We start from the raw sequence: 25,080 nt of genomic DNA on the forward strand, positions 1-25,080 counted from the left end.
GTAGCTCGTTTTCACTATAAAGCATAGAACCATAGTTATTTAAAACAGAACATCCAACCAACTAAGAAAAAGAACGATAAAACAAATAAAAGTTTTATCGTTTTTTTTATATTCAAGAGCAAAAATTCGCACACTCAAGATATAACTTTCCAACCAATCTAACAGAGATCTATCTTAAAGGTAACAAATACGGAGGTAGGGAAAATGAGTCATAAACAAGATTGGTTATCAGTCGTTCTAATTATTTTGTTAGTACCAGTTACGATTTTAATAGTTGATGCAATATATCCGATTGTGAAGTTTGATCAAAAATATGCACAAATAATTTTGGATGCATTACTTATCTTGATTGCGGTGACCTGCAATCTTAAATTCTGGAAATTAAAAGTTACATTCTTCAATACAGACCATATTCTCAAACAAGTTTTGAATATGATTCCATTATTAGTATTTATGTTATTTTTTGGAAAATTCAATAATTTAGGATTTCCCAAAGCAGGGTGGAGTGTATTTCTGACCGTGTTGTTAATTGGAATTGGTGAAGAATATGTCTATCGTGGTTTGTTGATGGCACAACTAGAAAAAATTTTACATTCGAAGCCATTCTTAGTGATCCTGATAAGTTCAGTTAGTTTTGGATTGATTCATATTGGAAATATGTTCAATGTAACCAATAAATGGGTCGTAGTAGCTCAAATGATAGTGGCAGCCGCTTCAGGAATGTTGTACGGAGTGCTTTACAATCAGACACATAACTTGTCATTAGCAATTATGTTCCATATCTTTGATGATTTACCAATGCTCTTTTCAAAAAGTACAGCAACGGCTGAATCCTTATTTCCAAAACAACAGCTTGTCCAGTTTCTCTTGATAACATTAGTGATCTTTGCTATTTGTTCTTTAATTGCATTCCTACAATTGAAACTAAATAATCTTCATTTTAAAAAACATAGTGAGATTAAGATTTAATAATCTTTTTCTATAAAATAATTTGTAGATTTTTACCTTAAAGATGTATTCGCTTTCCACTATAATAGATGTATTAAGAAAGGTGAGAGCGTATGGCATATATCGAAGTGAGGAATGAATCGAAAAAGTACCAAATGGGAGAAACAACGATTGTCGCCAATGACAAATTGACGTTTGATGTCGATAAAGGTAAATTGACAGTCATTCTGGGACCTAGTGGTGCTGGTAAATCGACTGTTTTAAATATTTTAGGTGGAATGGATACACCAACCGATGGTCAAGTTGTTATCGATGGTACGGATATTGCAAAGTTTTCCGAACGTGAGTTAACTACCTATCGTCGTAACGATGTTGGCTTTATTTTTCAGTTTTACAATTTGATTCCTAATTTAACAACAAAAGAGAATGTTGAACTGGCTTCGGCAATTGTTAAAGATGCTCTAGATGCGACCGATACTTTGAAAGCTGTTGGTTTGGGTAATCGAATCGATAATTTTCCTTCTCAATTATCTGGTGGGGAACAGCAGCGTGTTGCGATAGCCCGTGCTTTAGCCAAGAATCCCAAGTTACTGTTATGTGATGAACCAACCGGAGCTTTGGATTATGAGACAGGTAAGCAAGTTTTGACGCTCTTACAGGATGCTAGTCATAAGAACAATAAAACAGTAATCGTCATTACCCACAATTCAGCATTGGCCAAGATGGCTGATCGCGTGATTCGGATTCATGATGCAAAAGTTCAATCAGTTGAAGATAATCAGACACCGACACCAGTGAAAGATATTGAGTGGTAAATCATGAAACCTTTAACGAAAAATATGATGCGCAGTATCAACAAAGCCAAAGGACGATTTATTGCGATTATCCTAATCATTATGCTAGGTGTATTGATCTTTGTCGGTGTCAAAGCAACAGGACCTAGTTTGAATGATTCATTGAATAAAACGGTTGCCGATAAGAATTTGTCAGATGTACAAGTCTTGTCGACGACTGGTTTTGGAAAAAAGGATATCCAGTTGGCTGAAAAGGTTGCGGGAGCTAAGGCTGAAACAACTAAATTCAAATATGTCATGGGTGGCAAATCTAAAGTTGCGATTGCCCTGTATGGCTATGATAAAAATGCTAAACAGAATCAATTGATCATTCGAAATGGACGCTTGCCTAAAAATGATCATGAGATTGTTTTAGATAAGAATGCTCGTAATAAATATGATTATAAAATAGGCGATACTTTTAAATTTTCTAAAAGTGCCGATTTGAAGCAACGTTCTTATAAAATTGTTGGTTTCGTCGATTCGCCACAGTATATTGATAATCAGTCCCGTGGTGTAACTAATATTGCTGATGGACAGGTCAGTTTGTTTGCCTACATTCCTAAGAGTCAAATGAACCTTTCAACAGCTACTTTGTTGAATATTCATTTCAATTCTTTAAAGGATAAGAATACTTTTAGTAGTAGCTATAAAGATGCTGTGGACAAAAAGGTTAAGGCTTTAAAACGTGAATTCAAGTCACGCCCTCAGCAAAGAACAAAAGAAGTAGCTGGGAGTTATCTAGCCACTTTGAATCAACAACAAACAGCTCTAGATCAATTAAAAGCAGTTAATTCTACAGCAGCAGCTGTACAACAACAGAAATTAGATGCTGCTAAAAAGAAGATTATGAAACAATCCAAGACGACGTATACTTGGCAGACTCGCCAGGATTTGACTGGATTTTCAGCTTATGGTGAAAGTTCTGATCGAATCGCGGCCATTGCCAATGTCTTCCCAGTCTTCTTTTTCCTAATTGCGGCTTTGATTACTTTCACAACAATCACAAGAATGGTTGAAGAAGCACGTGGAGAAATTGGTACCTTCAAGGCTTTAGGATACAGTAAATGGGCGATTGCTCGAAACTATATTTATTATGCTTTGTCGGCTGGTCTAATTGGAGCAGTATTAGGTGCTGTGATTGGAACGGAGACCTTGCCTCGAATTGTATTGTCGATGTATAAACAGTACATTGCTTTAGATTGGGTCATCGGTTCAACTTGGCAAACGTTATTGATTGCCTTAATTTTCTCCCTACTAGCGACTGTCGGTGCTGCCGTTATTGTGGTTAGAAGAGAATTGGATGAAGGTCCAGCTTCGTTGATGTTACCTAAATCTCCTAAGTCGGCTAAAAAGATTTTATTGGAAAGAATCAAACCACTTTGGAATCATTTAAGTTTCAATCGAAAAGTTAGTTATCGGAATCTTTTCCGTTTCAAATCCAGAATGTTTATGACTATTATCGGAATTGCTGGCGGAACGGCTTTGATCTTAACTGGCTTTGGAATTCAGAATTCAATTACAGCCAGTGGTAACTTGCAGTATAAGAATATTTTCAGTTATCAAGCAGTTGTAAAAATGAACGAGGATGCTAATTATAGTAAAGTCGATAAAATTTTGAATCAAGATAAAACTTATCAGAATGACACTAAGATCAATTCTACAACGGCTAAATTGAAAGCTGGAGAAAAACAAGTCAATGACGTTAACGTCTATACACCACAGTCTGTGAAAAACTTTAAGAAGTACGTTCATTTGACTGCTAATTTAGATAAAAATAAAGTCATATTGACTAAGAAAACGGCCAAACTTCTTAACGTTCAGAAGGGTGATCAAATTCATGTAACAATGACCAATGGTAAGAAGCTCAATTTGAAAGTTGGTGCTATTACCGAGAATTATGTCGGTCACTTCTTATATTTGAGTCCACAAATTTATCAAGATAAAATTGGTACTTTGAAACCTAATACCTTGTTGCTTGGTTTGAAGAAGCAGACTAGTGCACAAAGAAAACATTTGGCTAATCAATTGCTAGATTCTAAAGAGGTAATGGGAACTAGTTATACGCATGATGTCTTTGATACGGTTTCTAAGATGTCGAGTCTATTACGTCCAATTATTTTAATTCTGATTCTCCTATCAGGAATATTGTCATTTGTTGTACTTTATAACTTAACGAATATCAATGTTTCAGAACGAATCAGAGAACTTTCTACTATTAAAGTTTTAGGGTTCTATAATAATGAAGTTACAATGTATGTTGTTCGGGAAAATATAATTTTAACGATAGTTGGTATTATTATTGGATATGGAGTGGGTAATTTATTGACCGCTTATATCTTGAATCAAGCCGCGACAGAACAGGTTATTTTCCCATTAACGATTCACTGGTTCGGTTATATCGTCGCCACATTGTTGATGATAATTTTCACAGCAATTGTTATGCTAGTTACACATCGGAAATTAAAACACATCGATATGATCGGTGCATTGAAATCTAATGAATGATTGAAGGTAAATTTATGTCTTTAGAAAATGATAAAGTTCTCGTTATTGGGGGAACTTCGGGGTTTGGTAAAGAAGTAGCTATCATGGCTCAACATAAGGACGCTGACGTATATGTCATTGGCCGTGATCAGGAACGTGTAAATCAGTTACGTTATGAAGAGAATATTCAAGGTAGTTCGTTAGATGCACAAGATGAAAGACAGTTGAAACGATTCTTTGAAAAGTATGGTTCCTTTGATCATGTGGTATCTATGTTAGGTGGCGCTATGAGTGGTGGTTTTCTAGATAGTTCAGTTGCCACTATTAAAAAGGCAATTGATGATAAATTTTTTGCCAACTTGCAACTGGTGCAAATTGTTAGTAAACATTTGAATAAGAATGGTTCAATCATTTTAACTTCAGGTTCAGGTGGTCATCCTTACGATGCCTCAGGTGCCATTGTGGGAAATCAGGCTATTAATACGATGGTTGACGGTTTAGCAGTAGAAATGGCTCCAGAATACCGAGTGAATGCTGTGTCACCAACTTGGACACCAACAGGTTTGTGGCGGGATTTGAGTTCAAAACAACTCGCTAAGCAAAAGCATAGTTTTGAAGAGGCAGTACCGTTGAATCGTGTCGCTACGGTTGAAGAAGTGGCTTCAGCATATATTTACCTAATGGAAAATGATTTTATTACGGGTCAGATTCTAAGAGTCGATGGTGGAGTTGATTTGTAGAAGATGTTATACTTGAAGTCAACTTTAAGCAGAAGGTGAAATAATGCCAGTAAATGAAGTAGAAGAGACAGCTAAATATCGGATCAGTGACTTTGCCAAAATGGTAGGATTGAACAGTCCTACGTTGCGTTACTATGAAAAGGAAGGCCTGATTAACCCTCATCGAACTGATAGTGGCATTCGTTACTATACCGATCAGGATATTCGCTGGGTCAACTTTCTTTTACATCTCAAAAGTACCGGGATGTCAATTGAACAATTAAAACGTTACGTTACATTACGTGCGCAAGGTGATTCAACCATCAATCAACGAATCGAATTGCTAGAAGAAGTTCGTCGTAATTTTGAAGTCGAATATCAAAGACTACAAGATGGCTGGACGATTCTCAATGATAAGTTAGATTGGTACAAAGGCAAGGAAGGCGGCCACATCGAAGATAGTGAAAGCTTTTCTGAGTATTTACAGAATTTGAATCATGGTTATTTAGAAGATAGATAATATTTTTTATTGTTTGCTTCAAATTTAAAGCAGCGTCCATTTAGAATAAACGTATGATTACGTTTCTAAATGGATGCTGCTATTTTTTTCTTTATAGTATCAATATATTTAAATTTCATTTATTATTTATAGCAATAAAGAATATTTATTACCTATAGTAATGAATTAAGAATGAATTTCCGTTAGTATATATACTATAAATATATTTTTAGGGTGGATTTTATGGGTGAAATTAATGAATCAGCAGTAAGTATTACTGACGATAATGAACCAAAACTAACTGATGAGGAATTGGAACGGGCAAAAACATTATCAAAACAACTAACAGTTGATAATCAAACTTCAGTTCTCGACTATGGGAAAGATGTTGAAGATAAATTGAGTTCTTTTTCAGACGGAGTATTGGTAAAGGTTCAAAATAAGGACTTAGGTGAAATTGGTGATAGTTTGCGGGAATTAGTTACTAATTTGAATGAAACCGATCCTGATAAATTAGGATTAACTAATCAATCTAAAATTATGCGTTTCTTTAATCGTGTTAAATCATCTATCTTTGAAATGACGGCTAAGTATCAGCAAGTTAGTGTTCAGATTGATCGATCAGCAGCGCAGTTGAAGACCCAAGAAGAATCTTTGATCAATGACAACAAAACGCTGGATGAAATGTATAAGGCTAATTTTGATTATTACCAATCCTTAAATGTTTTAATTGCTGGCGGAAAAATCAGATTAAAGGAATTAGGCCAAGAAATTGCTGATGCGCAAACTAATACTAGTGCTAGCGATCAAATGGGTGTTCAACGTATTCAGGATTTGATGGCAATGCAAAGTAGATTAGATAAGCGAGTTAACGACCTAGCTTTGACACGTCAAATCTCTATTCAACAGGCTCCACAAATTCGTCTAATTCAAAATACTAATGAAGTTTTGGCTGAAAAGATTCAATCATCTATTAATACTGCTATTCCACTTTGGAAAAACCAAGTTACGATTGCGTTAACTCTATTGCGTCAAAAAGATGCCGTGTCTACACAGATGGCAATTACAGATGCAACGAATGACTTATTGAAGAAAAATAGTGCAATGTTAAAACAATCAACGATTGATACTGCCAAGGCCAGTGAACGTGGTGTAGTCGATATTGATACTTTGAAGGAAACTCAAAACAATTTGATTGGTGCCGTGGAAGAAACAATTAAGATTCAGCAAGATGGTAGTGCTAAACGTAGAGATGTTGAAAACCAATTAAGACAAATGGAAACTGATTTACAAGTGAAGTTAAGTGGTAAGTCAAAAGAAGATCCTAAAGACGTAACACCAGGGGATACTAAATAAAAAGGATAGAGTCACTATCATGTTAGATTGTGGCCTTTTTTCTATATCAAGTTAGTGGGATTAAATAATGACATTAAAAATGAAAAGTGCAGTATTTGATAAATCAGTTCGAATTTGGTTTGAACTGTATTTTGTCTTGGTTGTTATAGGGACATTATTAATAAATAGATTGCCATTATTATTAGATAATCGGAATCCACTCTATTTATTCTTTTGGTTTGTGGCCATGGTGATTGGCTGTTTGAAGGCCATTAGAGTTAAATTGGCCGTAGATTCAGAATATAGGGCTGTAGAAATAGTCGAAACCCGTAGAGGGATAAATCTTTATTTAAGAAATTATTGGCGACCTATTTATGTGCCGTTTAAATGGCTCAAAATTAAACAATCCGATGAGAATAATGATTTTATCCTAAGTTACGATAAGGCTATTCAATTTAGATTTGGCAAAGCATTATTGGTATCAGGTAATCAGGTTGAATTCAGCGAGAAATACTTTGTCTTTGAAGAAATGTCAGATATCTTTGATGTTATCGCTAACCTGCAAAAAGATCCTAATGTTGTCATTGATTATGATAAATTGAATCCGGTTGAAAAAAATGTGACTAAGGATAAGTGGAGAACGGCTAAATTCTTTCCTTGGATTCTTCTAGGGACTAGTTTAGTAAGTGTCATTTTGACGGCAATTATCAGTGATGAATTCTTTTCACCCAGTCCGTATACGCTTCAAATGGAGACCAGTTTAAATTCACCTAACTATCATAGAATTTATGATTATTCCAAAGGTATGACTATTTCGACTAATTTCTACAAATTCAAAATTCTGCATGCGTACAAGGTTCAAGAAGCAGATACTGATGATGATTATATTGTGTTGAATATTAATGCAAAAACGGCCTCGGAATATGCGACGATAAGTGACGGTAATTTTATGTCCTTTGATAATTGGAGTATGAAAGCTGAAAAAGATTCTAATGAAATAGACGATGCAAATAATAATGAGGATCTCGTTATTAAGACTCACGGGCGGAAAAAAGGTGTTATTAATATGCTTCGAAGTGGCTGGGATGGCTCCGAAGGAAATGATAACTATACCTTTAACGTCGCTTTGAAAAAAGCGTCAGGACGGACAGATATTGTTTATGCCGGATTCCAGGCCATCTTGAGTAAGAGTAAGCATGAAGATACTTCCTTTGTACTAAAAATAAATCCTAACGACTTGGAGAAAATATAATGAGACGTAAAATGTTAATTACTTTGTTATTAGGACTTTTATTTTTGGGATTCAATAGCACTAATGTCGTAGCAGTTAAGCAGCCAATAATTGATAGAAATTATAATGGCAAGACTGTGGAGTTTGATCAGGAAGATCTACATTATGAGATTTTAGGGTACAAAGTTCTAAGCAATCCTTTACCACCTTCATCAGATGGAGATTATAACGGATTGGAAAGGTATCTCGTATGTACTGTCAAAATAACTAATGAATCATCTGGCAAAGAGGCCTCGGCCGAAGAAGTCATTGCCTATGACTTTATGGGATGGTCCGGTCCTAATACCTTGTATGCCGTAAGAAAACCAGCACATTATGAAAATCCAGAGGGGACCGTAACTTTGGAAACAGATTCTGATTCACATAATAACTCGGATACACTTAAAGTGAGTCCAGGATCCTCTAAGACATTATCGTTTTTCTATATTGTTTATCCAGATGATAATTTAAATATTACGGTTACCGGATTGAGTGGAACTATTGAGAATATTTCGCTTAAAAGAACGAATTCAAATAATGGAATCGTTGCAGACTAGGAGTAAAAAATGATACAAAAAAAATCTAATCCAATTTTTAAGGTTTTAATATGGATTGCATTCATTGTTTCTTTGACGGCAATTTTTTTTACTGAAGATAGTGATATGCAAATGCTTTTATTAATGGTCTTGCCACCGTTAAGTTATTCGGCGTTTTTCTCAATTAGACTTAGCTGGTTATTATTAGGTCCAGTAACAGATTTAGTATTCTATACAGCTTTGAAGAATATGTTTTTAAAAGAAATTGCTAATCAGCGTTTAGGTACTTTCTTATTAATAGTTTCTATTGGCATGTTGGCACTTTATGCTTTATCCGAGGTAGGCTTATTCATTGACCGATCTAAAGCAACAAAGCCTTACTTTAAAGAGATTACAGAAGCTAAACTTCAAACAGGTCCTTTGGTTTTTAATGAGATTGCGCTTCATGATTCTAAAATGACTGAATCAGAGCAAGAATTCTTTCGTTCAGAGATGAAAAAATATCATAAAAACTATGAGTATCTATGCGACGTCGATTCAGAGATAAAGTTAATGTTACCGACTTATTCAGAAGATATGAAAGTTATGGATGGAATCTTCCGAGAATTACTGAACGCACCAGTACAATTACTATCGGCTTCAGATTTTCTTTATCAAGATTTGCCAGACTATGTAAGCCTAGTTCAAGCAACAGAGAATGTTTTAGATAATGTGGTTAAAAGTGACGATGATAAAAAAGTTTTGGCCGATGTTCCAGATAAGATTGCATTAATATCCCAGAATCTACAGAAGGATTTTGAGAAAGTGACTGATAGTGAACGAGAAGCTCTGAAAAAGCAGCTAAAACAAGTTCAAACTATTAGAGATAGGAATAAGTAATGGCGATATTACGTATAACCAAGGCCAAGTTTGATAGATATATGCAGGCCTGGTTCTTGCAGTATCTCCTTTGGGCAGTAATAGGTACTGTGATTATTAACCTTTTACCATATTTCAAAAAAATTACATGGTTGAATATTTTCTTTTGGATAGTACTTTTGGTAATTGGAGTTGTTCAAGCTCTCAAAGCAAAGAAATTAGTCGATCAAGAATACAAGATTGCTGAATTATCTGAAACCAGAAAAGGGATTAATTTATATCTAAGCAATAATTTCTTTGAACCTATATACATTCCCTTTGAATGGTTAGCTGTTACAAAATCGGATTTGAAACAGGAATTTACTTTTAAATATAGTAAATCTATTAATTTCGGATTTCGTGGACGAGTACAGGTTTTTCCTAAGAATAAAATTAAATTGGATGATAAGTATCTTGATCCAACCGAATTAGAGAATTTCGTTGAGATTATTGGAAAAGTACAAAAAGATACTAATTTCAATATTAACGGTTTGGATTTGTATGAACCCCAAGAGCAATATAATACTGGGAAATGGAATTTCTGGAAAAATGGGCAAGTATTTTCTTGGATAATTTTATTATTGACGATTCCTACTGTGCTTTTTACGACGGTGGTAGAAAATAATATGCACTACGTTCCCTCTAAGCAATCTACCAAAAAGAAGACTGATGTAATTAATTATCATGCAATGTATAATTACAGTCCTAAAATGACAATTAAAACTGATTTTTGGAAGTTTAAAATTGAACATGCTTACTTGGTTAAGAACAGCCAAACAGACGGGGATTTCGTAGTTTTGAATATTCATCCCAAACTGATTACTAATAAGGATTATGTTGATTTTTATGCGGGCATGTTTGAGTCCTACAGTATGTGGACTTTAGACAAGGAACAAAATTATGAAAGTATTGATTCAGCGGATAACAATCCTACCTTTGTTGCGGATGTTAATGGGAATAAAGAACGAATTATTAATATTTTGAGAGAGGGCTGGGGAATTGATAATAGTTATAATCCCAAGAGTTTTAATATAGTCCTTAAATTAGCCAAGGGAAATCATACCGATATTCTTTATCAAGCTTATAGTGATAAAAGAACAAAAGATGACGATAATGACTTTGTTCTTTCAATAAACAAAAAGGATCTGGAGACAATTAAATGAAACGGAAAATATGGATCGTAGTTTTTATCGGTTTACTCTTTATTGGTTTGAAATCAACTAATGCCCAAGCAAAAGTTGAAAATAAAAACTTTACAGGTGAACCGATTACTTTTTACCAAGAGGGATTACGCTATAAATTACTTGATTATAAAATTATAGATGATCCACTTCCTACCATGAACGCTCAAGATACAGAAGGTGTCGAAAGATATATTGCTTTTAAGATTGATGTAAAAAATATGGAATCGGATGATGATTCAGATGATCCAGGGGAGCTTGTCACTTATAGTGACTTTTCGTGTCTGACTGGTCCGAATAAAGTTATAGCTGAAACACAGCCTTTGGATTATTATGATTTAGATTCTTGGGGCGAGACGCTTGTGCAAGGTGGCAAAGAACAAAGATTGAAGCCAGGGGAGGAAAGAACTTTTAAGATATTCTTCGTCATTTATCCAGGTGATCCGATTAAATTGGAAATAGGTGGGTCTTATCAAGATAACAGTTCAGTCATTTCCGTTGAGGATAATGTTTCTAGTAATGGGGTAACTAGTAAGGTGAATAGCGATGATAAGTAGAGAGTCGGATCGATTTTTGAAGTTACTTTTTAAGGGCTTAATTGTCGCCTTAATAGTAATGGTATATTTCTTAGGGAATGGTTATTTTAGTGCAATCATTTTATTGATTCTACCAAGTTTAGCTTTCTCAGCATTCTTTTCAATCCGTCGTAGTTGGTTGTTGTATGGTCCATTGGTAGATTTATTTTGTTTGTGGAGAAACAGGTTTGATCTGCCGGGGACTCAGTATAGCGAATTCTATCACTATGCTCCTCTAACTTTGTTCATTATTTTGATAATAGGAATAATTGTTGAGTTAGTAATGTATGTTCATAGTGTTAATCAAAGTAAAAATTACTTTAAAGAGATTTCTGAAGCTAAAGTTCAAAAAGAAGCTTTGATGTTTAATGAATCAGCATTAAAAGACTCAGGGATGACGGAAGCGGAACAAGACTTTTTCCGGTCAGAAATGCGTAAACATCATGCTAAATATGAATATTTGTGCGATATACCTAATAAAGTGAAATTGACTATTCCTAACTATAAAAAAGATATGACCATTATGAATGGAATATTTAATGAATTATTAAATGCACCAGAACAATTATTAGCGGCTTCTGATTTCCTATATCAAGATCTGCCTGATTATTTGAATATAGTCAAAGGTCTCGTTAACCTTTCAGATAATGTGGTCAAAGATAAAGAGGATGAAACAGTTATTGAAAAAGCTGAAGTGGAATTGCAGAAACTTTCTGGCAACTTGGAACCGGACTTTAAAAAGGTGACGGATAATGAACGAAAAGAATTGGTCAAAAGTCTAGAACAGGCTAAGAGTGTTAGAGAAAGGGTTAATGAGGGGAAAGATTAATATTTCATCAAATCTTTTTTGTATTTACAATAGTTATTCTTACGGGAATATTATTTATTCTTCAAATCTATTTGGTCAGAAGACGGCAAAAGAATCATTAAAAGTCTTAAGAACAAGATAAATCTTGTTTTTAAGACTTTTTTTGTTTTTCTCTTGACTTAAAGTTAACTTCAAGTTGTTTAATGTACTTATCAACTTGATACGAGGAGGAATTGATTATGGCAAAGAAACAAACTGCTGGACGTGACATGTTGGGAGATTTTGCCCCACAATTTGCAGCATTGAATGACGATGTATTATTCGGAGAAGTTTGGAGTAAAGAAAATGAACTTTCTGCCCATGATCGTTCATTAATTACTATTGCAAGTATTATTTCTGCCGGAAATATTGAACAGTTAGATGCACATTTAAAAATTGGTAAGAAAAATGGTATTACAAAAGATGAAATTGTTGCCGAAATCACTCACTTAGCATTTTATGCTGGATGGCCAAAGGCTTGGAGTGCTTTCAATCGTGCAAAAGAAATTTGGAAGGAAGATTAATTATGGCAAAAAATGAAGAATTAAAGACAGATGGAGTTTTTCCTGTTGGAGATAAAAATGAAGCTTATGCTAAATACTTTATTGGTCAAAGTTATTTGAACAGTTTAGTAAAACCAGAAGATAATATTGATTTTGGAGTTGGAAATGTAACTTTTGAACCAGGTTGTCGTAATGATTGGCATATTCATCATGATGGTTTCCAAATTTTACTTGTTACTGGTGGCGAAGGTTGGTACCAAGAATGGGGCAAGCCTGCTCAACTATTAAAACAAGGTGACGTCGTTGTTATTAAGGAAGGCGTTAAGCATTGGCATGGTGCAACTAAGGATAGTTGGTTTAGTCATGTTGCTATTACTAAAGGAAAGTCAGAATGGCTTGAAAAGGTTACTGACGAAGAATATAACAAATTGTAAAACTTAAAATGATTGATTGAAAAAGAGGACTGAAAACAGTCCTCTTTTTTTACACATAATTTACATTAAATAGATTATATATATACATAATTCCAACATACTATAGCTAATGACTTATATGGAGGGTTAAATATGTCTACATTATTAACAAATGTTTGTAAACAATACGATCAAGGAAAGACGGTTCTAAAGAATGTTACCGCCGAAATTGAAACGGGTGAATTCTTCGTAATCGTTGGACCATCTGGTTGTGGTAAGAGTACTTTATTACGTATGATTGCCGGACTAACTCAAATTAGTGACGGTGAGATCAGTATTGATGGTCAAGTAGTAAACAACTTACCACCCAAGGATCGTAACTTAACAATGGTTTTCCAAAGTTACGCTTTGTTCCCATTTTTAAGCGTTTGGGATAATGTTGCTTTTGGTTTAAAAGCTAGAAAGCATGACCAATCTGAGGTTGAAGAACGTGTTAACAATGCTTTGAAGATGGTTAACTTGGAAGATTTGAAAGATAGAAAACCTCGTGAATTATCTGGTGGTCAAAGACAACGTGTGGCTCTAGCTCGTGCCGTAGCCAGCGATGCTAAGATCTGTTTGATGGATGAACCATTATCAAACTTGGATGCTCAATTAAGAATTAAGATGCGTCAAGAAATTTATGCTCTACAAAGAAAATTAGGTATTACTTTAATCTATGTTACTCATGATCAAGTTGAAGCAATGACAATGGCTGATCATATTATGGTTTTACATGATTCAAAAGTTCAACAAATCGGTACACCGGCTGAAATCTACAAGACACCAGCTAATGAGTTTGTTGCTGGATTCTTCGGAGTTCCACCAATCAATATTCTTTATGCAACAAAGATTTCAGACAAGGCTATCCGAGTTAATAATGATTTCCAAGTAGATCTTGATCAACCAGTTACTGAAAAGGAATTAAAGGTTGGTATCAGACCAAATGAATTAATTGTTGAAAAGGCTGACGAATTATCTGCTAACGCAACAGTGCAAAACGTGGAATTCTTAGGGGACGAAAAGATCGTTTATGCAACATTCAGTAATGGTAATGAAGTATCAGCTATTGTTCCAAGTAATGCTCATTTCGATATGTTTGAAAATATCAAAATTACCTCAACAAATAATGTCTTATTATTTAATCAAGATGGAATCAATATAACTGCAAATGAGGAGGATCTAATCAATGCTTAAGACTTCAGCAACTGATGTCATACCTGAAAAGAAAGTTGAAGCAAAACAAAAGAGTAAATTCAAATTAACTGCTAATGATAAATACTATGCTTCCATTTTCGCTGGTCCATCATTATTTCTTTTAGGTCTTTTCGTTTTTTATCCAATGTTTAGAACTCTTTATATCAGTTTGTTCTTAACTAATACTTTCGGTGACACAACACTCTTTGTAGGTTTAGAAAATTATGTAAAACTAATTTCTTCACCAGATTTTGTTTCTAGTATGTGGGTAACACTAGTCTATGTTGTCGGAGTAACGTTCTTTACGATTGCCATGGGTCTATTATTAGCCAATTTGGCTAGTCAAAAGTTACCAGGAATCGCTATTTTTAGAACACTTTATTCAGTGACAATGGGAGTTTCTGTTTCAGTTGCGGCTATTTTCTGGCTATTCATTTTTAATCCATCTGCAGGATTCTTCACTTTGTTAACTAAGATGTTGAATCTCCCAACAATCAATTGGTTGGCTAATCCAACTAATGCGATGTGGGCAATTATTATTACAACAGTTTGGATGCATTTAGGCTTTGTTTTCTTAGTTTTTCTTGGTGCTATTGAATCAGTACCAACAACACTTTATGAAGCAGCTGATGTTGAAGGGGTTTCTAAACATTACCAATTTTTCCACATTACTTTGCCAATGATTTCTCCAACATTATTCTTTATTTCTACAATTACGATTATTGGTTCATTTAAGAGTTTTGGTTTGATTGATCTTATCACTAAGGGTGGTCCAACCAATGCAACTAACATGCTGGTTTACCGTATTTATAATGATGCTTTCTTTGGCGGAAACTATGCTAAATCAAGTGCAGAAGCAATTATCTTAACTGTAATTATTGCCTTCTTTACTTACTTGCAATTCAAATTCCTAGAAAAGAAGGTAAATTACTAATGGCCAATATTGATGAACGTAACGTTTTGAAAAATATTTTTAGTTATTTTCTTTTAATTCTATTGGCTGTAGTTATCTTAGTACCATTCTTCATTGGTATTTGGACAAGTTTCTTGCCAACAGCTGATATTTTAAAAGGTAATTATTTCAGCACTAATATTTCACTTACTAACTATATCGATGCTTTTACGAATACACCAATTCTACGTTACCTAGGTAATACCATTGTTGTGGCAACAATTACGATGTTTGCTCATTTACTTTTCTGTTCAATGAGCGCCTATGCCTTTGTTTTCTTAGATTTCAAATATAAAAAATTCTTCTTTGCTCTATTTATGATTACAATGATGCTACCATCTGAGGCTGCTATTATTCCTAATTTCCAAACAGTAAAGGCCTTAGGATTATTGGATCATTATTCAGCAATGATTGTTCCATCTTTAACATCAGCTTTCGGTACATTCATGTTGCGTCAATCTTTCATGCAAACTCCTAAAGAATTGAAAGAAGCTGCTGATATTGAAGGCTTGAATCATTTCCAAATTTTCTGGAAAGTCGTTCTACCATATAACCGTATCAGTTTGATCACATTAGGTGCTTACAGTTTTCTAGGTGCTTGGAATTCATATCTATGGCCAATTTTGGTTACATTCAGTAACAATTCACGTGTAATTCAAAATGGTTTGAAACAATTACAATCAGAAGAAACATTTAACAACTGGGGAATGATTCAAGCCAGTGCCGCAATTATTGTTATTCCAACAATTCTTGTTCTATTCATTGGACAACATTACTTCAAGTCAGGATTGAATGAAGGAGCTGTCAAATAATGTCGAAATATAAAAAACTAGTTCTGCCCTTGATTTTAGTCTTGGCAGTTGCCGTAGTAGCAATGTTTGGAAAAACATTGTCGACTAAGTCGGCAGCAGTAAAGGATAATCGTACAGAAGTTGTCTTTTGGCATGAAATGGGTGGTCCTGCTGAAAAATCATTAATGAAAATTGTTGATGGTTTTAATAAATCACAAACTAAGTATCGTGTTGTTCCTAAGTATCAAGGTTCATATGATGCTGCAATTCAAAAGATTCTTCAAACTCATGGTACTGGAACATCTCCAGCTGTTTTCCAAGCTTTCGATATTTCAGCTGCTCAAATGATGCACAGTAAGTTTACAGTACCAGTTCAAGATTTCATCGATAAAGATGGTTTTGATGTAAGTAAAATTTCACCAGTTGCTCGTTCTTTCTATTCTAATGACGGTAAACAACAAGCAATGCCTTTCAACACATCACAACCGGTACTTTACTATAATGCTTCATTATTAGAAAAGTATGGAATAACACCACCGCCAGTATCACCTTCATACAGTGATATCACACGTGTGGCAAAACAGCTTTATGAAAGATCACATCATCAAGTTAAAGGTATGACAGTACAAATCTATGGTTGGTTGTTAGAACAAGCTATGGCCAATGCTGGTGTAGGACTTACTAATAACAATGATGGTCATACAGGTATTCCAACTAAGGCAACAATTAACAATGGTGCTTCAAAGGAATTCTTTGAATGGATTCGTGAGAATCAAAAAGCTGGTGACTTCATGAACTATGGTTCGGGTGCAATGGCCGGAACTAACCAAACAACAGGTTTCCTAAATGGTAAGATCGGTATTTATATTCAATCATCAGCAAGTATTAGTCAATTGAACAAGAAGAATAAGAATAAATTGGGAATCACATACTTCCCACATCCAGATGGCAAGAAAGCTAATGGTGTTGCTATCGGTGGTGCTGCTCTTTGGATCTCAAATGACAAACCTAAAGAGGTTCAAAATGGTGCCTTTGAGTTCATCAAGTATTCTCTAAAACCAGAAGTACAAGCTCAATGGCAAAAGGATACAGGATACCTAGCTTTAAATAAGGATTCACAACAAACATCAATTCTTAAGGGACTTTACAAGCAACATCCAGAATCCAAAGTACCTAGTCAACAATTACAAGAAGCTGTTCCTAATCACTTCAACTCAGGTATTTTGATGGAAGGAATGCAAAAGACTCGTCAAATTGAACAATTTGCAATGGAAAGTATTTATAACGGTGGCGATATCACAAATGCCTTGAAGGATGCCGACAGGAAAATTGATGATAATTTGACAACTACTAATCGAGCTAACGGTTATCACTAAATACTTAGTTTAATAGGGATGGGGTAGTTTATGTCTAAGTATAAAAAAATAATCGTGTCTGTAACTGCTATATTGGGTATTATTTTGATAGGTTTCTTCGGTAAAAATGTTTTGGCTCAATCTAAGCCGCAAGATAATCGCACGCAAATTGTTTTCTGGCATGAAATGGGTGGTCCTGCCGAGAAGACTTTATTGAAACTGGTTAATGATTTCAATAAATCACAGAACAAATATCAAGTAATACCTAAGTATCAAGGCTCTTACGACACTGCAATTCAAAAGATTTTCCAAACTCATGGAACCAATACATCTCCAGCTGTTTTTCAATCTTCAAATGTTTCTACGGCTCAGGTTCTTCACAGTGGTTACACTACGCCAATTCAAAAGTTTGTTGATCAAGATCATTATGATCTAAGTAAGATTTCACCAGTTGCTCGAGCTTTTCACGCTCAGGGTGGTAAGCAACAAGCGATGCCTTTCAACACATCACAACCGGTACTTTACTATAATGCCTCACTATTAAAAAAGTATGGAATTACACTGCCGTCAGTTTCGCCTTCATATAGTGAAATCACTAAGATTGCTAAAGAACTTTATGAAAAATCCAATCATAAAGTTAAGGGAATGACGGTTCAAATTTATGGTTGGTTATTAGAAGAGGCAATTGCTAATTCCGGCGGAATGTTTGCTAATGAAAATGATGGACATACTGGAACGCCAACAAAAGTTAACATCAATACTCCTGAATCCGTTGAATTTTTCAAATGGATTCGTGAGAATATTAAGGATGGCGACTTTATAGATTACGGTTCCGGATCAATGGCAAGTACAAACCAAACTTCTGGCTTCTTGACCAATAAAGTAGGTATTTATATTCAATCATCAGCTAGCATGAGTCAATTGAATAAGAAAAATAAGAACAAATTGGGTATTACTTATTTCCCACATCCAGATGGGAAAAAAGCTAACGGTGTTTCCATTGGTGGAGCCGCACTTTGGATTTCTAATGATAAATCTGAAGCAATTCAAAAAGGTGCCTATGAATTCATCAAGTACACAGTTAGACCAGAAGTTCAGGCTGAATGGCAAAAATCAACTGGGTATATGGCTTTAAATAGAGACTCGCAAAAAACATCAATTTTGCAAAAATTCTATGCTAAACATCCAGAGGGTAAAATTCCGGGGCAACAATTAGATAGCACGGTTCCTAATTACGGTAACTCTGGAATCTTATTAGAAGGGATGCAGACAATTCGTAAGTTAGAAGAAGATGCAATGGAAAAGATTTACCGTGGTAGCGACATTGAACAAGTTTTAAATAGTGATGAAAAAGCTATTAATGATTTGGTTTATAGTCAAAATCGCGCCAATGGTTTAACAAAGAAATAAAAAAACACGTCGTCAATTCAAATAGAATTGGTGACGTGTTTTTGTTTTAATTATGATTTTTATAACGAAATTTTAGCCTAAAGAGATTAGGCGGTAGGGCTTGTAGGAAAGTGATACCTAGAATTAGTAAAGCACCAATTAATTCAGCACCACTTACCTTGGTATTCAACAATGTTACAGCTAAAACAGTCGCTGTCAAAGGTTCAAAAGCACTTAGCATCCCTGTAGTTGAAGGTGTTAAATAGTTGAGACTCTGTAAGTAAAATAAATACGAGAACATAGTTCCTCCGGTAACAATAAAGATAATGGAAATCCAAGCTGTACCAGTTAAAGTAGGAACGTTAGTTAGATCAGCAAAAGGTGCAAAGACGATACCACCCAACAACATAGACCAGCCGGTTACAATTCGAGCGTCAAAACGTTTCAACAATTCTCTTGGTAAAAGAGTATAAGAAGCTTGACTCAAACCGGCACAGACTCCCCAAAAGATTGCTGCTGGTGATAGCATCAATTGACCAATGTGGCCATGTGTTACTAGAAGAAAAGTTCCTAATAAGGCTAAAGCAATGGAAATAATATCGATTCGTCGAGGCCACTGTAATTTTCGTAAGGATAAATAGAGAATAATGAAAAGTGGTCCTAAGAATTGTAGAACCGTAGCAGTCGGTGCATTACCATATTTGATAGCCATGAAATAAGTATACTGAGCTGGAAGCATACCTAATAATCCAAAGGCCAATAATTGAATAACGTAGCGTGGTTTTTTCAAGATAGCGAATAATTCCTTAGAATCGGCGAAATAACACCAGATGACAAGCATCAAGCCAGCAAAAATTAAACGAATACCGACGATCCACTGTGTGGGGATGCTTTCTTCGGTGAAGAGATATTGAGCAATACTGCCAGAAAATCCCCATAGAACTGGCCCCATAATTGCGTAAAAGAATCCTTTTTGTTTGTCAGTCATATAAAATCCCCCAAGACACATGTTAATCCCTACTGTAACATAAGTATTTTCATAAGAAAGGTCTTGCTTAAACACAATATAGATAAAACTCTGTATAATTTAATTTAGTAACAGTACAAGGGGGAAAGCCAATGCTAAAGATAGATCATATTAGTAAACAATTCGGCGAGTTACAAGCTTTAAAGCAAGTAACTTTTGATGTTGCCGATGGTGAAATTTTAGGGTTGATCGGTCAAAATGGAGCTGGGAAGTCGACTACCTTTCATAGTATTTTGAACTTTCTGAATTACCAAGGTACTATTTCTTGGAATGATAAACCAATCACAGAGAGTGTTTTCGATGAAATTGGTTATCTTCCGGAAGAACGTAGTCTAATGCCAAAGTTGACGATTGAGCAACAAATTATTTACTTAGCTCGATTGAAGAATAAATCAGCTAAGGAGATTAGACCAGTAATCGATGACTGGTTGAAAAAGTTTGCGGTTAAAGGGACTAAAAAGGATAAGATTAAGGATTTATCTAAGGGTAATCAACAAAAAGTACAATTAATTTGTACTTTGATTCATGATCCTAAGTTAATTATTTTGGATGAACCATTTAGTGGTCTTGATCCTGTTAATTCTGATTTATTGAAACAAGCTATTCTGGACGCTAAAAAGCGTGGTGCATCGATTATCTTTTCCAGCCATGATATGGAAAATGTTGAAGAACTGTGCGATAAGTTAGTAATGTTGCGTAATGGAAAAGTCGTTTTGCATGGAACCGTCCAAGAAGTACGTGATTCCTTTGGAAAAACTAGAATTTACGTTACAACCGATAAAACTATCGATGAATTAGCCATGTTGCCACATGTGGTCGCTGCTAAACCATTAGAAAAACGCCGCTTTGTTCTTTATTTGGATGAAGAGTCTTCAGGTAAAGCTATTTTTGATGAAATAACTCAAGGCCAATATATCGAAGAATTCAGTCAACAAGCTCCAACTCTGAATGAGATCTTTAGAAGAAAGGCTGGTGAGAAAGATGAATAAGTTATGGATCGTAACTTTTGAAACCTTTTTGAGACAAGTTAAGTCATGGAGCTTCGTCATGTTGATTCTGGGACCATTTTTAATGTTAGGTATTACGATTGGTGCAGGGTATCTAGGAGCCGCTGGTGGGGCTGATAGTTCTAATGTAGCGGTTATCAGTTCACAGCCAACATTACGGAAGAGTTTTTTTAAAGAGAATTCAGATGACATTGATAAAAAGGTTACTGATGAAAAAGTAGCTACTAAGAAGATGAAGAAAGATAATTTAGCAGGTTATATTGTTTTAAAGGCCGACAATAAGTGTGTAACGGCCAAGTATGTGGGAACAACCTCATTAAGCTCATCAATGAAATCAAAAGTAAATTCTTTCTTAGTTCAGACTCAGCAACAATTGAATATGTCACGAGCAAAGTTGTCGGCTCAACAGTCACAAGCTTTACAGCAACAACCTAAATTAACAGAGCATATTCAAAAGAAGGCCGGAACCGCTAATTTGGGCAAAATCATATCCTTCTGGATCACAGTTATTATGGTCTACATGATTTTGATTACTTATACTAGCATTACAGCCCAAGAAATTGCTTCAGAAAAAGGTACTAAAGTTATGGAAATTATTTTTTCCAGTACAACCGCTTTGAAATATTTCTTAGGTAAGATTTTTGGTGTTTTGTTAGTCATTTTGACACAAATTTTAGTTTACTTAGTAGGTGGTTGGGGTGCGTACATCTTTGCCGAGAATTCATCGCTGACCAAGTCGTTTGTTAACGAGTATCAAACGTTGATTAATTCAGTTATGCATAATTTGTTAAGTGTTAACCTGATTTACCTATTATTAGGAGTAGTTATTTACACCATCTTAGCGGCCTTTTGTGGAGCTTTAGTTGCGAAAGTAGAAGACGCGTCGAAAGCAGCTCAACCGGTCATTATGTTGAATTTGGTGGCATTCTTCGTTACATTTCCATTCCAGAATAACGTGGATTCAATTGTTGTAAAAATTTTGTCTTACGTTCCATTCTTTTCATCATATTTCATGCCGCTACGTTTGATCAATAACAACGCTAGTACCATGGAAATAACGATTTCACTATTAATTCTCTTAGCAAGTATCATTTTGTTAGCAATGTATATTGGTAAAATTTATCAAGGCTTGATGTTGCAGACAGATGATTCTAGTTTTTGGAAGAGATTCAAACGGGGATTGTCATATAAATAGAAAAAGAGCTATAACTTCTGTTGCGAAGTTATAGCTCTTATTTTTGCTTTTATATTAATAACCATGGTTCTATGTTTTATAGTGGAAACGCGTTCCACAGGCCAGATTCCTGTGCTTTGCCTGACTTCACGAACTGTCTGCTACGCAGCCAATTCGCAAAGTCCTGCAAATGCTCAGAATCTAACCGGCTTGTTCCACGCTCTATTGAAATACGTTCCACAGGGACAACCTTTTCCGGTTTGCTACAGAAGTGAAATCATCCGCAAAGTTCAACGGATAATTCCACTTCTTAGGCAAATCCTCGGAGGCTAACCGTCCCTGTTACACGCTCTCTTTAGAAGAATGCTCCATATAACTTAACGGCACAAACCGCACCTAAGATTGGAGCAACAACTGGAACCCAGCTGTATTTCCATTGAGAAGAACCTTTTGGATTTAAAGGTAATAATGCATGCAATAGACGTGGTCCTAAGTCACGAGCTGGATTCAAGGCAGGTCCTGTTGGTCCACCAAATGAAACAACTAAACACATAACTAAGAATCCTAATCCGATAAAGTCGGCACGTGGATCAATGTGATCTGATGTCAAAGCAACGGCACCAAAGACTAAAATAAATGTTCCAATAAATTCGTTAATAAATCCGTTGATACGACTGTTTTCAGCATCGATAGTTGAGAATGTTCCCAAGATACTTTCGACGTTTTCAGTCTGATTGTAATAAGGTTTGTAGGCGGCAACGATCATCAATTGACCGAAGATGGCACCTAAGAATTGAGAAATGATATATGGACCGACTTCAGCCCATGGGAATTCTCCGTTGAAGGCAAGTGCCAATGTCATGGCCGGATTAATTTGTCCACCAGAGATGGGACCAAACATCATGGCTGGAATCATAACACCGATACCATAACCAAATCCAATCAAAATCCACCCACCGTGGAAACCTTTTGTTCCTTTTAATTCAACGTTGGCAACAGAACCGTTACCGAGGGCAACCATGATGGCTGTTCCGATAAATTCAGCGACACAACGTACTAACAACGTATAGTGCATAATAGATACTACCCCTAAATATAATTTAAATTTTCTCATTAGATTTATATTATAGTTAGTAAAACACGAATATTAAAATTCACTCAAAAATGGGTCAATCGTTTGTAATTCGCTCTAATTTGTCTTTCAAGAGTGCAAATTAACATAAAAAAATTGTCCCACCAATACGGGGCAACCATCACTAACACAAATAGTAAAATAAATCAAATAATGAGCAACGTGTAATATTGTATCATACATTCCGAATATTTTTTGACAAACAATTAAATATTGGGTAGTTTTTGCTATATAGTAGGAGCATAACCTAAAATTAAAAATGAGGTAGAAAGATGAAAGTTCTTAGTTTAGTTAATTTAACCAAAAAACAACGAGAGAAGATCGAATCAATTTCTAATATTGATTTACAAGTTGTATCTCCCAAACAGGTGACACCAGAAGATTTTGATGGTGTGGAAGTACTTTATGATTGGTCCAATACTTTGAAGGACGCCGTAGTTAAAAGCGATACTTTAAATTGGATTCAAGTTGTCCGTGCAGGTGTTGATGCACTGCCATTACCTGAATTAAATAGTAAAGGCGTTATTTTAACTAATGGATCAGGTGCTAATGCAATTAATATTGCGGAACAAACTTTGGCTTATATGTTAATGTTTGTTCGTCGCATGAATTTGACAGCAAGACATCAAGATGCAAGAGAGTGGAAGCATGATGAAGGTTATGACGAAGTTTATAACAAGACTGTCATGATTGTCGGTGTTGGTCATATTGGAACTCTGATTGCTAAATACGCCAAGGCTTTGGGTATGAAGACTATCGGTGTTCGTCACAGTGATAAACCAGCCGAATATATCGATGAAATGATTCCTATGTCAGAACTTTCTAACAGAATCAATGAAGTTCACTTTGTGATCAATGCCTTACCAGACACAGACGAAACTTTAGGTATCTTCAATAAAGATTTATTCGATGCTATGTCTAAGAAGGCTTATTACATTAATATTGGTCGTGGCAAGACAACTAATATGGATGATTTGGTTGAGGCTTTGAATGATGAAGCTATTGCTGGTGCTGCTTTGGATGTAACTACACCAGAGCCATTACCAAGTGACAGTCCACTTTGGGATATGAAGAACGTTATTATCACGCCACATGATGCAGGAATGAGCGTTCATTATGAAGAACGTGCCTTTGATATTTTCAAACGTAATCTTAAGTCATACGTTGAAAATGGTGAAGTTGTTGAAAATGTGGTCAATTACTCACTAGGTTATTAATATGTTTTCGTTTACAAAGTGAAAGTAACTTGAGAAATTCGACAGAAGTATTTAAAATTGAGTTAGATATATGAAAGGAAAAATAATGTTATCTAGTGACTATTTTATAGGATTCATGTCGATTTTCTTGTTTTGGCTCTTACTTTTACTTTTGGAAATAATTTTAAACATGAGGAACACGATAATAGAATTATCTTTCTTTTCTGATGAAAAACTAAGTACGTTAGATAGAAAACTAGATCAGCGCTTTGGAGCCCGATTTCAAGGACCCTTCGAATTTATTGAATTTTTGATTATCGGTTATATCGTCTATGCAGTGTTGACCGATTTGAGATTCCAAGGTTTTCAATTGGATGCATCATCATTTGGGCAGATTATCTTTTTATCCGTCATTGTTGTAGCTGTAATGGTGGGTGACATACTGTTGATTGCTAAGGATTTACATATCTATAAATTTATTAAGCACTCAGTTACGCTATCTAAGAAAAATTAAAAGTCCATAATTTTATGGGCTTTTTTGTTTGATTTTGTCTCAATGTCATATGGTGACACATTGATTTCATATAATTGCCCTAGATATTAAGTGGAGGGTTTAAATATGAAAGAAAATGTTGAATATACGGCTAGTACTATAGAGGATGCTGAGGCAGCCATGAATGAAGCTAAGTCATTTGAAAATGATCGAAGATGGGTAATTACAACTATGATTGGTCTTTTGATGACACTGAAAGATTGAATCAAATGCCCTTGAAAGAAC

The 25,080-nt window shown here is 35.1% G+C and carries 26 protein-coding genes; 24 read left to right on the forward strand and 2 right to left on the reverse strand.

Going from position 1 to position 25,080, the window contains the following annotated elements; all coding sequences use genetic code 11:
- Positions 1–204 precede the first annotated feature (204 nt).
- The 19 genes from LKACC16343_RS09905 to LKACC16343_RS09995 all read left to right on the forward strand — a co-directional run bounded on the left by LKACC16343_RS09905 (position 205) and on the right by LKACC16343_RS09995 (position 18,787).
- Positions 205–969 (forward strand): CPBP family intramembrane glutamic endopeptidase, encoded by a 765-nt coding sequence (locus LKACC16343_RS09905; RefSeq protein ID WP_056953251.1) that lies wholly within the window; start codon positions 205–207, stop codon positions 967–969.
- A gap of 92 nt (positions 970–1,061) precedes the next feature.
- Positions 1,062–1,763 (forward strand): ABC transporter ATP-binding protein, encoded by a 702-nt coding sequence (locus LKACC16343_RS09910; RefSeq protein ID WP_056953253.1) that lies wholly within the window; start codon positions 1,062–1,064, stop codon positions 1,761–1,763.
- A 3-nt stretch (positions 1,764–1,766) separates the two neighbouring features.
- Complete coding sequence (locus LKACC16343_RS09915; RefSeq protein ID WP_056953255.1) at positions 1,767–4,289, forward strand: ABC transporter permease; 2,523 nt, start codon at positions 1,767–1,769, stop codon at positions 4,287–4,289.
- Positions 4,290–4,303: 14 nt separating this feature from the next.
- The gene (locus LKACC16343_RS09920) at positions 4,304–5,008 is read left to right on the forward strand and encodes an SDR family oxidoreductase (RefSeq protein ID WP_056953257.1); all 705 of its coding nucleotides are present in this window, start codon (positions 4,304–4,306) and stop codon (positions 5,006–5,008) included.
- Between the two features lie 43 nt (positions 5,009–5,051).
- Entirely contained in the window at positions 5,052–5,507 is a 456-nt protein-coding gene (locus tag LKACC16343_RS09925) for a MerR family transcriptional regulator (RefSeq protein WP_056953259.1), read from the forward strand.
- Positions 5,508–5,729: 222 nt separating this feature from the next.
- Positions 5,730–6,842 carry a toxic anion resistance protein gene (locus LKACC16343_RS09930; RefSeq protein ID WP_056953261.1) on the forward strand — a complete coding sequence of 371 codons (1,113 nt, stop codon included), beginning with the start codon at positions 5,730–5,732 and terminating at the stop codon, positions 6,840–6,842.
- Between the two features lie 67 nt (positions 6,843–6,909).
- Complete coding sequence (locus LKACC16343_RS09935) at positions 6,910–8,073, forward strand: G protein-coupled receptor family protein (RefSeq protein WP_056953263.1); 1,164 nt, start codon at positions 6,910–6,912, stop codon at positions 8,071–8,073.
- Positions 8,073–8,648 (forward strand): hypothetical protein, encoded by a 576-nt coding sequence (locus LKACC16343_RS09940; protein ID WP_056953265.1) that lies wholly within the window; start codon positions 8,073–8,075, stop codon positions 8,646–8,648. The genes LKACC16343_RS09935 and LKACC16343_RS09940 overlap by 1 nt, the downstream gene beginning before the upstream one ends.
- A gap of 9 nt (positions 8,649–8,657) precedes the next feature.
- A complete protein-coding gene (locus LKACC16343_RS09945; protein WP_056953269.1) occupies positions 8,658–9,506 on the forward strand; it encodes a 5-bromo-4-chloroindolyl phosphate hydrolysis family protein in 849 nt (282 codons plus the stop codon).
- Positions 9,506–10,687 carry a hypothetical protein gene (locus tag LKACC16343_RS09950; protein WP_056953277.1) on the forward strand — a complete coding sequence of 394 codons (1,182 nt, stop codon included), beginning with the start codon at positions 9,506–9,508 and terminating at the stop codon, positions 10,685–10,687. Before LKACC16343_RS09945 ends, LKACC16343_RS09950 begins: the two co-directional genes overlap by 1 nt.
- Positions 10,684–11,262, forward strand: coding sequence for a hypothetical protein (locus LKACC16343_RS09955; protein WP_056953282.1), 579 nt, complete (start codon positions 10,684–10,686; stop codon positions 11,260–11,262). The genes LKACC16343_RS09950 and LKACC16343_RS09955 overlap by 4 nt, the downstream gene beginning before the upstream one ends.
- Positions 11,252–12,109 (forward strand): 5-bromo-4-chloroindolyl phosphate hydrolysis family protein, encoded by an 858-nt coding sequence (locus LKACC16343_RS09960; RefSeq protein ID WP_056953291.1) that lies wholly within the window; start codon positions 11,252–11,254, stop codon positions 12,107–12,109. The genes LKACC16343_RS09955 and LKACC16343_RS09960 overlap by 11 nt, the downstream gene beginning before the upstream one ends.
- A gap of 218 nt (positions 12,110–12,327) precedes the next feature.
- Entirely contained in the window at positions 12,328–12,651 is a 324-nt protein-coding gene (locus tag LKACC16343_RS09965; protein ID WP_025084757.1) for a carboxymuconolactone decarboxylase family protein, read from the forward strand.
- A gap of 2 nt (positions 12,652–12,653) precedes the next feature.
- On the forward strand, positions 12,654–13,064 hold the full coding sequence (locus LKACC16343_RS09970) for a cupin domain-containing protein (RefSeq protein WP_056953300.1): 411 nt from the start codon (positions 12,654–12,656) through the stop codon (positions 13,062–13,064).
- Positions 13,065–13,196: 132 nt separating this feature from the next.
- Positions 13,197–14,279 carry an ABC transporter ATP-binding protein gene (locus tag LKACC16343_RS09975; RefSeq protein WP_056953304.1) on the forward strand — a complete coding sequence of 361 codons (1,083 nt, stop codon included), beginning with the start codon at positions 13,197–13,199 and terminating at the stop codon, positions 14,277–14,279.
- On the forward strand, positions 14,272–15,213 hold the full coding sequence (locus LKACC16343_RS09980; protein ID WP_056953310.1) for a carbohydrate ABC transporter permease: 942 nt from the start codon (positions 14,272–14,274) through the stop codon (positions 15,211–15,213). The genes LKACC16343_RS09975 and LKACC16343_RS09980 overlap by 8 nt, the downstream gene beginning before the upstream one ends.
- Positions 15,213–16,043, forward strand: coding sequence for a carbohydrate ABC transporter permease (locus LKACC16343_RS09985; RefSeq protein WP_056953316.1), 831 nt, complete (start codon positions 15,213–15,215; stop codon positions 16,041–16,043). Before LKACC16343_RS09980 ends, LKACC16343_RS09985 begins: the two co-directional genes overlap by 1 nt.
- The gene (locus LKACC16343_RS09990) at positions 16,043–17,398 is read left to right on the forward strand and encodes an ABC transporter substrate-binding protein (RefSeq protein WP_056953323.1); all 1,356 of its coding nucleotides are present in this window, start codon (positions 16,043–16,045) and stop codon (positions 17,396–17,398) included. The genes LKACC16343_RS09985 and LKACC16343_RS09990 overlap by 1 nt, the downstream gene beginning before the upstream one ends.
- Before the next feature lie 30 nt (positions 17,399–17,428).
- Entirely contained in the window at positions 17,429–18,787 is a 1,359-nt protein-coding gene (locus tag LKACC16343_RS09995; RefSeq protein ID WP_056953331.1) for an ABC transporter substrate-binding protein, read from the forward strand.
- A gap of 46 nt (positions 18,788–18,833) precedes the next feature.
- Here LKACC16343_RS09995 and LKACC16343_RS10000 read toward each other — a convergent pair whose 3' ends face one another.
- Positions 18,834–19,754: a DMT family transporter gene (locus LKACC16343_RS10000; RefSeq protein WP_056953333.1), complete on the reverse strand. Its 921-nt coding sequence runs from the start codon at positions 19,752–19,754 to the stop codon at positions 18,834–18,836.
- Positions 19,755–19,885: 131 nt separating this feature from the next.
- Here LKACC16343_RS10000 and LKACC16343_RS10005 point away from each other — a divergent pair, with 131 nt between their 5' ends.
- Both LKACC16343_RS10005 and LKACC16343_RS10010 read left to right on the forward strand, forming a co-directional pair.
- Positions 19,886–20,782, forward strand: a complete 897-nt coding sequence (locus LKACC16343_RS10005; protein WP_056953335.1) for an ABC transporter ATP-binding protein — start codon at positions 19,886–19,888, stop codon at positions 20,780–20,782.
- Positions 20,775–21,995, forward strand: coding sequence for an ABC transporter permease (locus tag LKACC16343_RS10010; protein WP_056953337.1), 1,221 nt, complete (start codon positions 20,775–20,777; stop codon positions 21,993–21,995). The genes LKACC16343_RS10005 and LKACC16343_RS10010 overlap by 8 nt, the downstream gene beginning before the upstream one ends.
- Positions 21,996–22,329: 334 nt before the next feature.
- Here LKACC16343_RS10010 and LKACC16343_RS10015 read toward each other — a convergent pair whose 3' ends face one another.
- On the reverse strand, positions 22,330–23,049 hold the full coding sequence (locus LKACC16343_RS10015; protein WP_025084767.1) for an MIP/aquaporin family protein: 720 nt from the start codon (positions 23,047–23,049) through the stop codon (positions 22,330–22,332).
- Positions 23,050–23,378: 329 nt separating this feature from the next.
- On the opposite strand from LKACC16343_RS10015, the gene LKACC16343_RS10020 reads away from it, so the two are divergent.
- From LKACC16343_RS10020 to LKACC16343_RS14340, 3 genes are all read left to right on the forward strand, one after another.
- Positions 23,379–24,323 carry a D-2-hydroxyacid dehydrogenase gene (locus tag LKACC16343_RS10020; RefSeq protein WP_056953339.1) on the forward strand — a complete coding sequence of 315 codons (945 nt, stop codon included), beginning with the start codon at positions 23,379–23,381 and terminating at the stop codon, positions 24,321–24,323.
- A gap of 70 nt (positions 24,324–24,393) precedes the next feature.
- Complete coding sequence (locus LKACC16343_RS10025; protein WP_056953341.1) at positions 24,394–24,816, forward strand: hypothetical protein; 423 nt, start codon at positions 24,394–24,396, stop codon at positions 24,814–24,816.
- A 105-nt stretch (positions 24,817–24,921) separates the two neighbouring features.
- A complete protein-coding gene (locus tag LKACC16343_RS14340) occupies positions 24,922–25,059 on the forward strand; it encodes a hypothetical protein (RefSeq protein WP_156638762.1) in 138 nt (45 codons plus the stop codon).
- Positions 25,060–25,080: the final 21 nt, after the last annotated feature.

This window comes from Companilactobacillus bobalius, assembly GCF_002179915.1.
Classification (GTDB): domain Bacteria; phylum Bacillota; class Bacilli; order Lactobacillales; family Lactobacillaceae; genus Companilactobacillus; species Companilactobacillus bobalius.

Coding starts and splice junctions, on each gene's coding strand:
- LKACC16343_RS09905 (WP_056953251.1), top strand. CDS start 205: ATGAGTCATAAACAAGATTGGTTATCAGTCGTTCTAATTATTTTGTTA.
- LKACC16343_RS09910 (WP_056953253.1), top strand. CDS start 1,062: ATGGCATATATCGAAGTGAGGAATGAATCGAAAAAGTACCAAATGGGA.
- LKACC16343_RS09915 (WP_056953255.1), top strand. CDS start 1,767: ATGAAACCTTTAACGAAAAATATGATGCGCAGTATCAACAAAGCCAAA.
- LKACC16343_RS09920 (WP_056953257.1), top strand. CDS start 4,304: ATGTCTTTAGAAAATGATAAAGTTCTCGTTATTGGGGGAACTTCGGGG.
- LKACC16343_RS09925 (WP_056953259.1), top strand. CDS start 5,052: ATGCCAGTAAATGAAGTAGAAGAGACAGCTAAATATCGGATCAGTGAC.
- LKACC16343_RS09930 (WP_056953261.1), top strand. CDS start 5,730: ATGGGTGAAATTAATGAATCAGCAGTAAGTATTACTGACGATAATGAA.
- LKACC16343_RS09935 (WP_056953263.1), top strand. CDS start 6,910: ATGACATTAAAAATGAAAAGTGCAGTATTTGATAAATCAGTTCGAATT.
- LKACC16343_RS09940 (WP_056953265.1), top strand. CDS start 8,073: ATGAGACGTAAAATGTTAATTACTTTGTTATTAGGACTTTTATTTTTG.
- LKACC16343_RS09945 (WP_056953269.1), top strand. CDS start 8,658: ATGATACAAAAAAAATCTAATCCAATTTTTAAGGTTTTAATATGGATT.
- LKACC16343_RS09950 (WP_056953277.1), top strand. CDS start 9,506: ATGGCGATATTACGTATAACCAAGGCCAAGTTTGATAGATATATGCAG.
- LKACC16343_RS09955 (WP_056953282.1), top strand. CDS start 10,684: ATGAAACGGAAAATATGGATCGTAGTTTTTATCGGTTTACTCTTTATT.
- LKACC16343_RS09960 (WP_056953291.1), top strand. CDS start 11,252: ATGATAAGTAGAGAGTCGGATCGATTTTTGAAGTTACTTTTTAAGGGC.
- LKACC16343_RS09965 (WP_025084757.1), top strand. CDS start 12,328: ATGGCAAAGAAACAAACTGCTGGACGTGACATGTTGGGAGATTTTGCC.
- LKACC16343_RS09970 (WP_056953300.1), top strand. CDS start 12,654: ATGGCAAAAAATGAAGAATTAAAGACAGATGGAGTTTTTCCTGTTGGA.
- LKACC16343_RS09975 (WP_056953304.1), top strand. CDS start 13,197: ATGTCTACATTATTAACAAATGTTTGTAAACAATACGATCAAGGAAAG.
- LKACC16343_RS09980 (WP_056953310.1), top strand. CDS start 14,272: ATGCTTAAGACTTCAGCAACTGATGTCATACCTGAAAAGAAAGTTGAA.
- LKACC16343_RS09985 (WP_056953316.1), top strand. CDS start 15,213: ATGGCCAATATTGATGAACGTAACGTTTTGAAAAATATTTTTAGTTAT.
- LKACC16343_RS09990 (WP_056953323.1), top strand. CDS start 16,043: ATGTCGAAATATAAAAAACTAGTTCTGCCCTTGATTTTAGTCTTGGCA.
- LKACC16343_RS09995 (WP_056953331.1), top strand. CDS start 17,429: ATGTCTAAGTATAAAAAAATAATCGTGTCTGTAACTGCTATATTGGGT.
- LKACC16343_RS10000 (WP_056953333.1), bottom strand. CDS start 19,754: ATGACTGACAAACAAAAAGGATTCTTTTACGCAATTATGGGGCCAGTT.
- LKACC16343_RS10005 (WP_056953335.1), top strand. CDS start 19,886: ATGCTAAAGATAGATCATATTAGTAAACAATTCGGCGAGTTACAAGCT.
- LKACC16343_RS10010 (WP_056953337.1), top strand. CDS start 20,775: ATGAATAAGTTATGGATCGTAACTTTTGAAACCTTTTTGAGACAAGTT.
- LKACC16343_RS10015 (WP_025084767.1), bottom strand. CDS start 23,049: ATGCACTATACGTTGTTAGTACGTTGTGTCGCTGAATTTATCGGAACA.
- LKACC16343_RS10020 (WP_056953339.1), top strand. CDS start 23,379: ATGAAAGTTCTTAGTTTAGTTAATTTAACCAAAAAACAACGAGAGAAG.
- LKACC16343_RS10025 (WP_056953341.1), top strand. CDS start 24,394: ATGAAAGGAAAAATAATGTTATCTAGTGACTATTTTATAGGATTCATG.
- LKACC16343_RS14340 (WP_156638762.1), top strand. CDS start 24,922: ATGAAAGAAAATGTTGAATATACGGCTAGTACTATAGAGGATGCTGAG.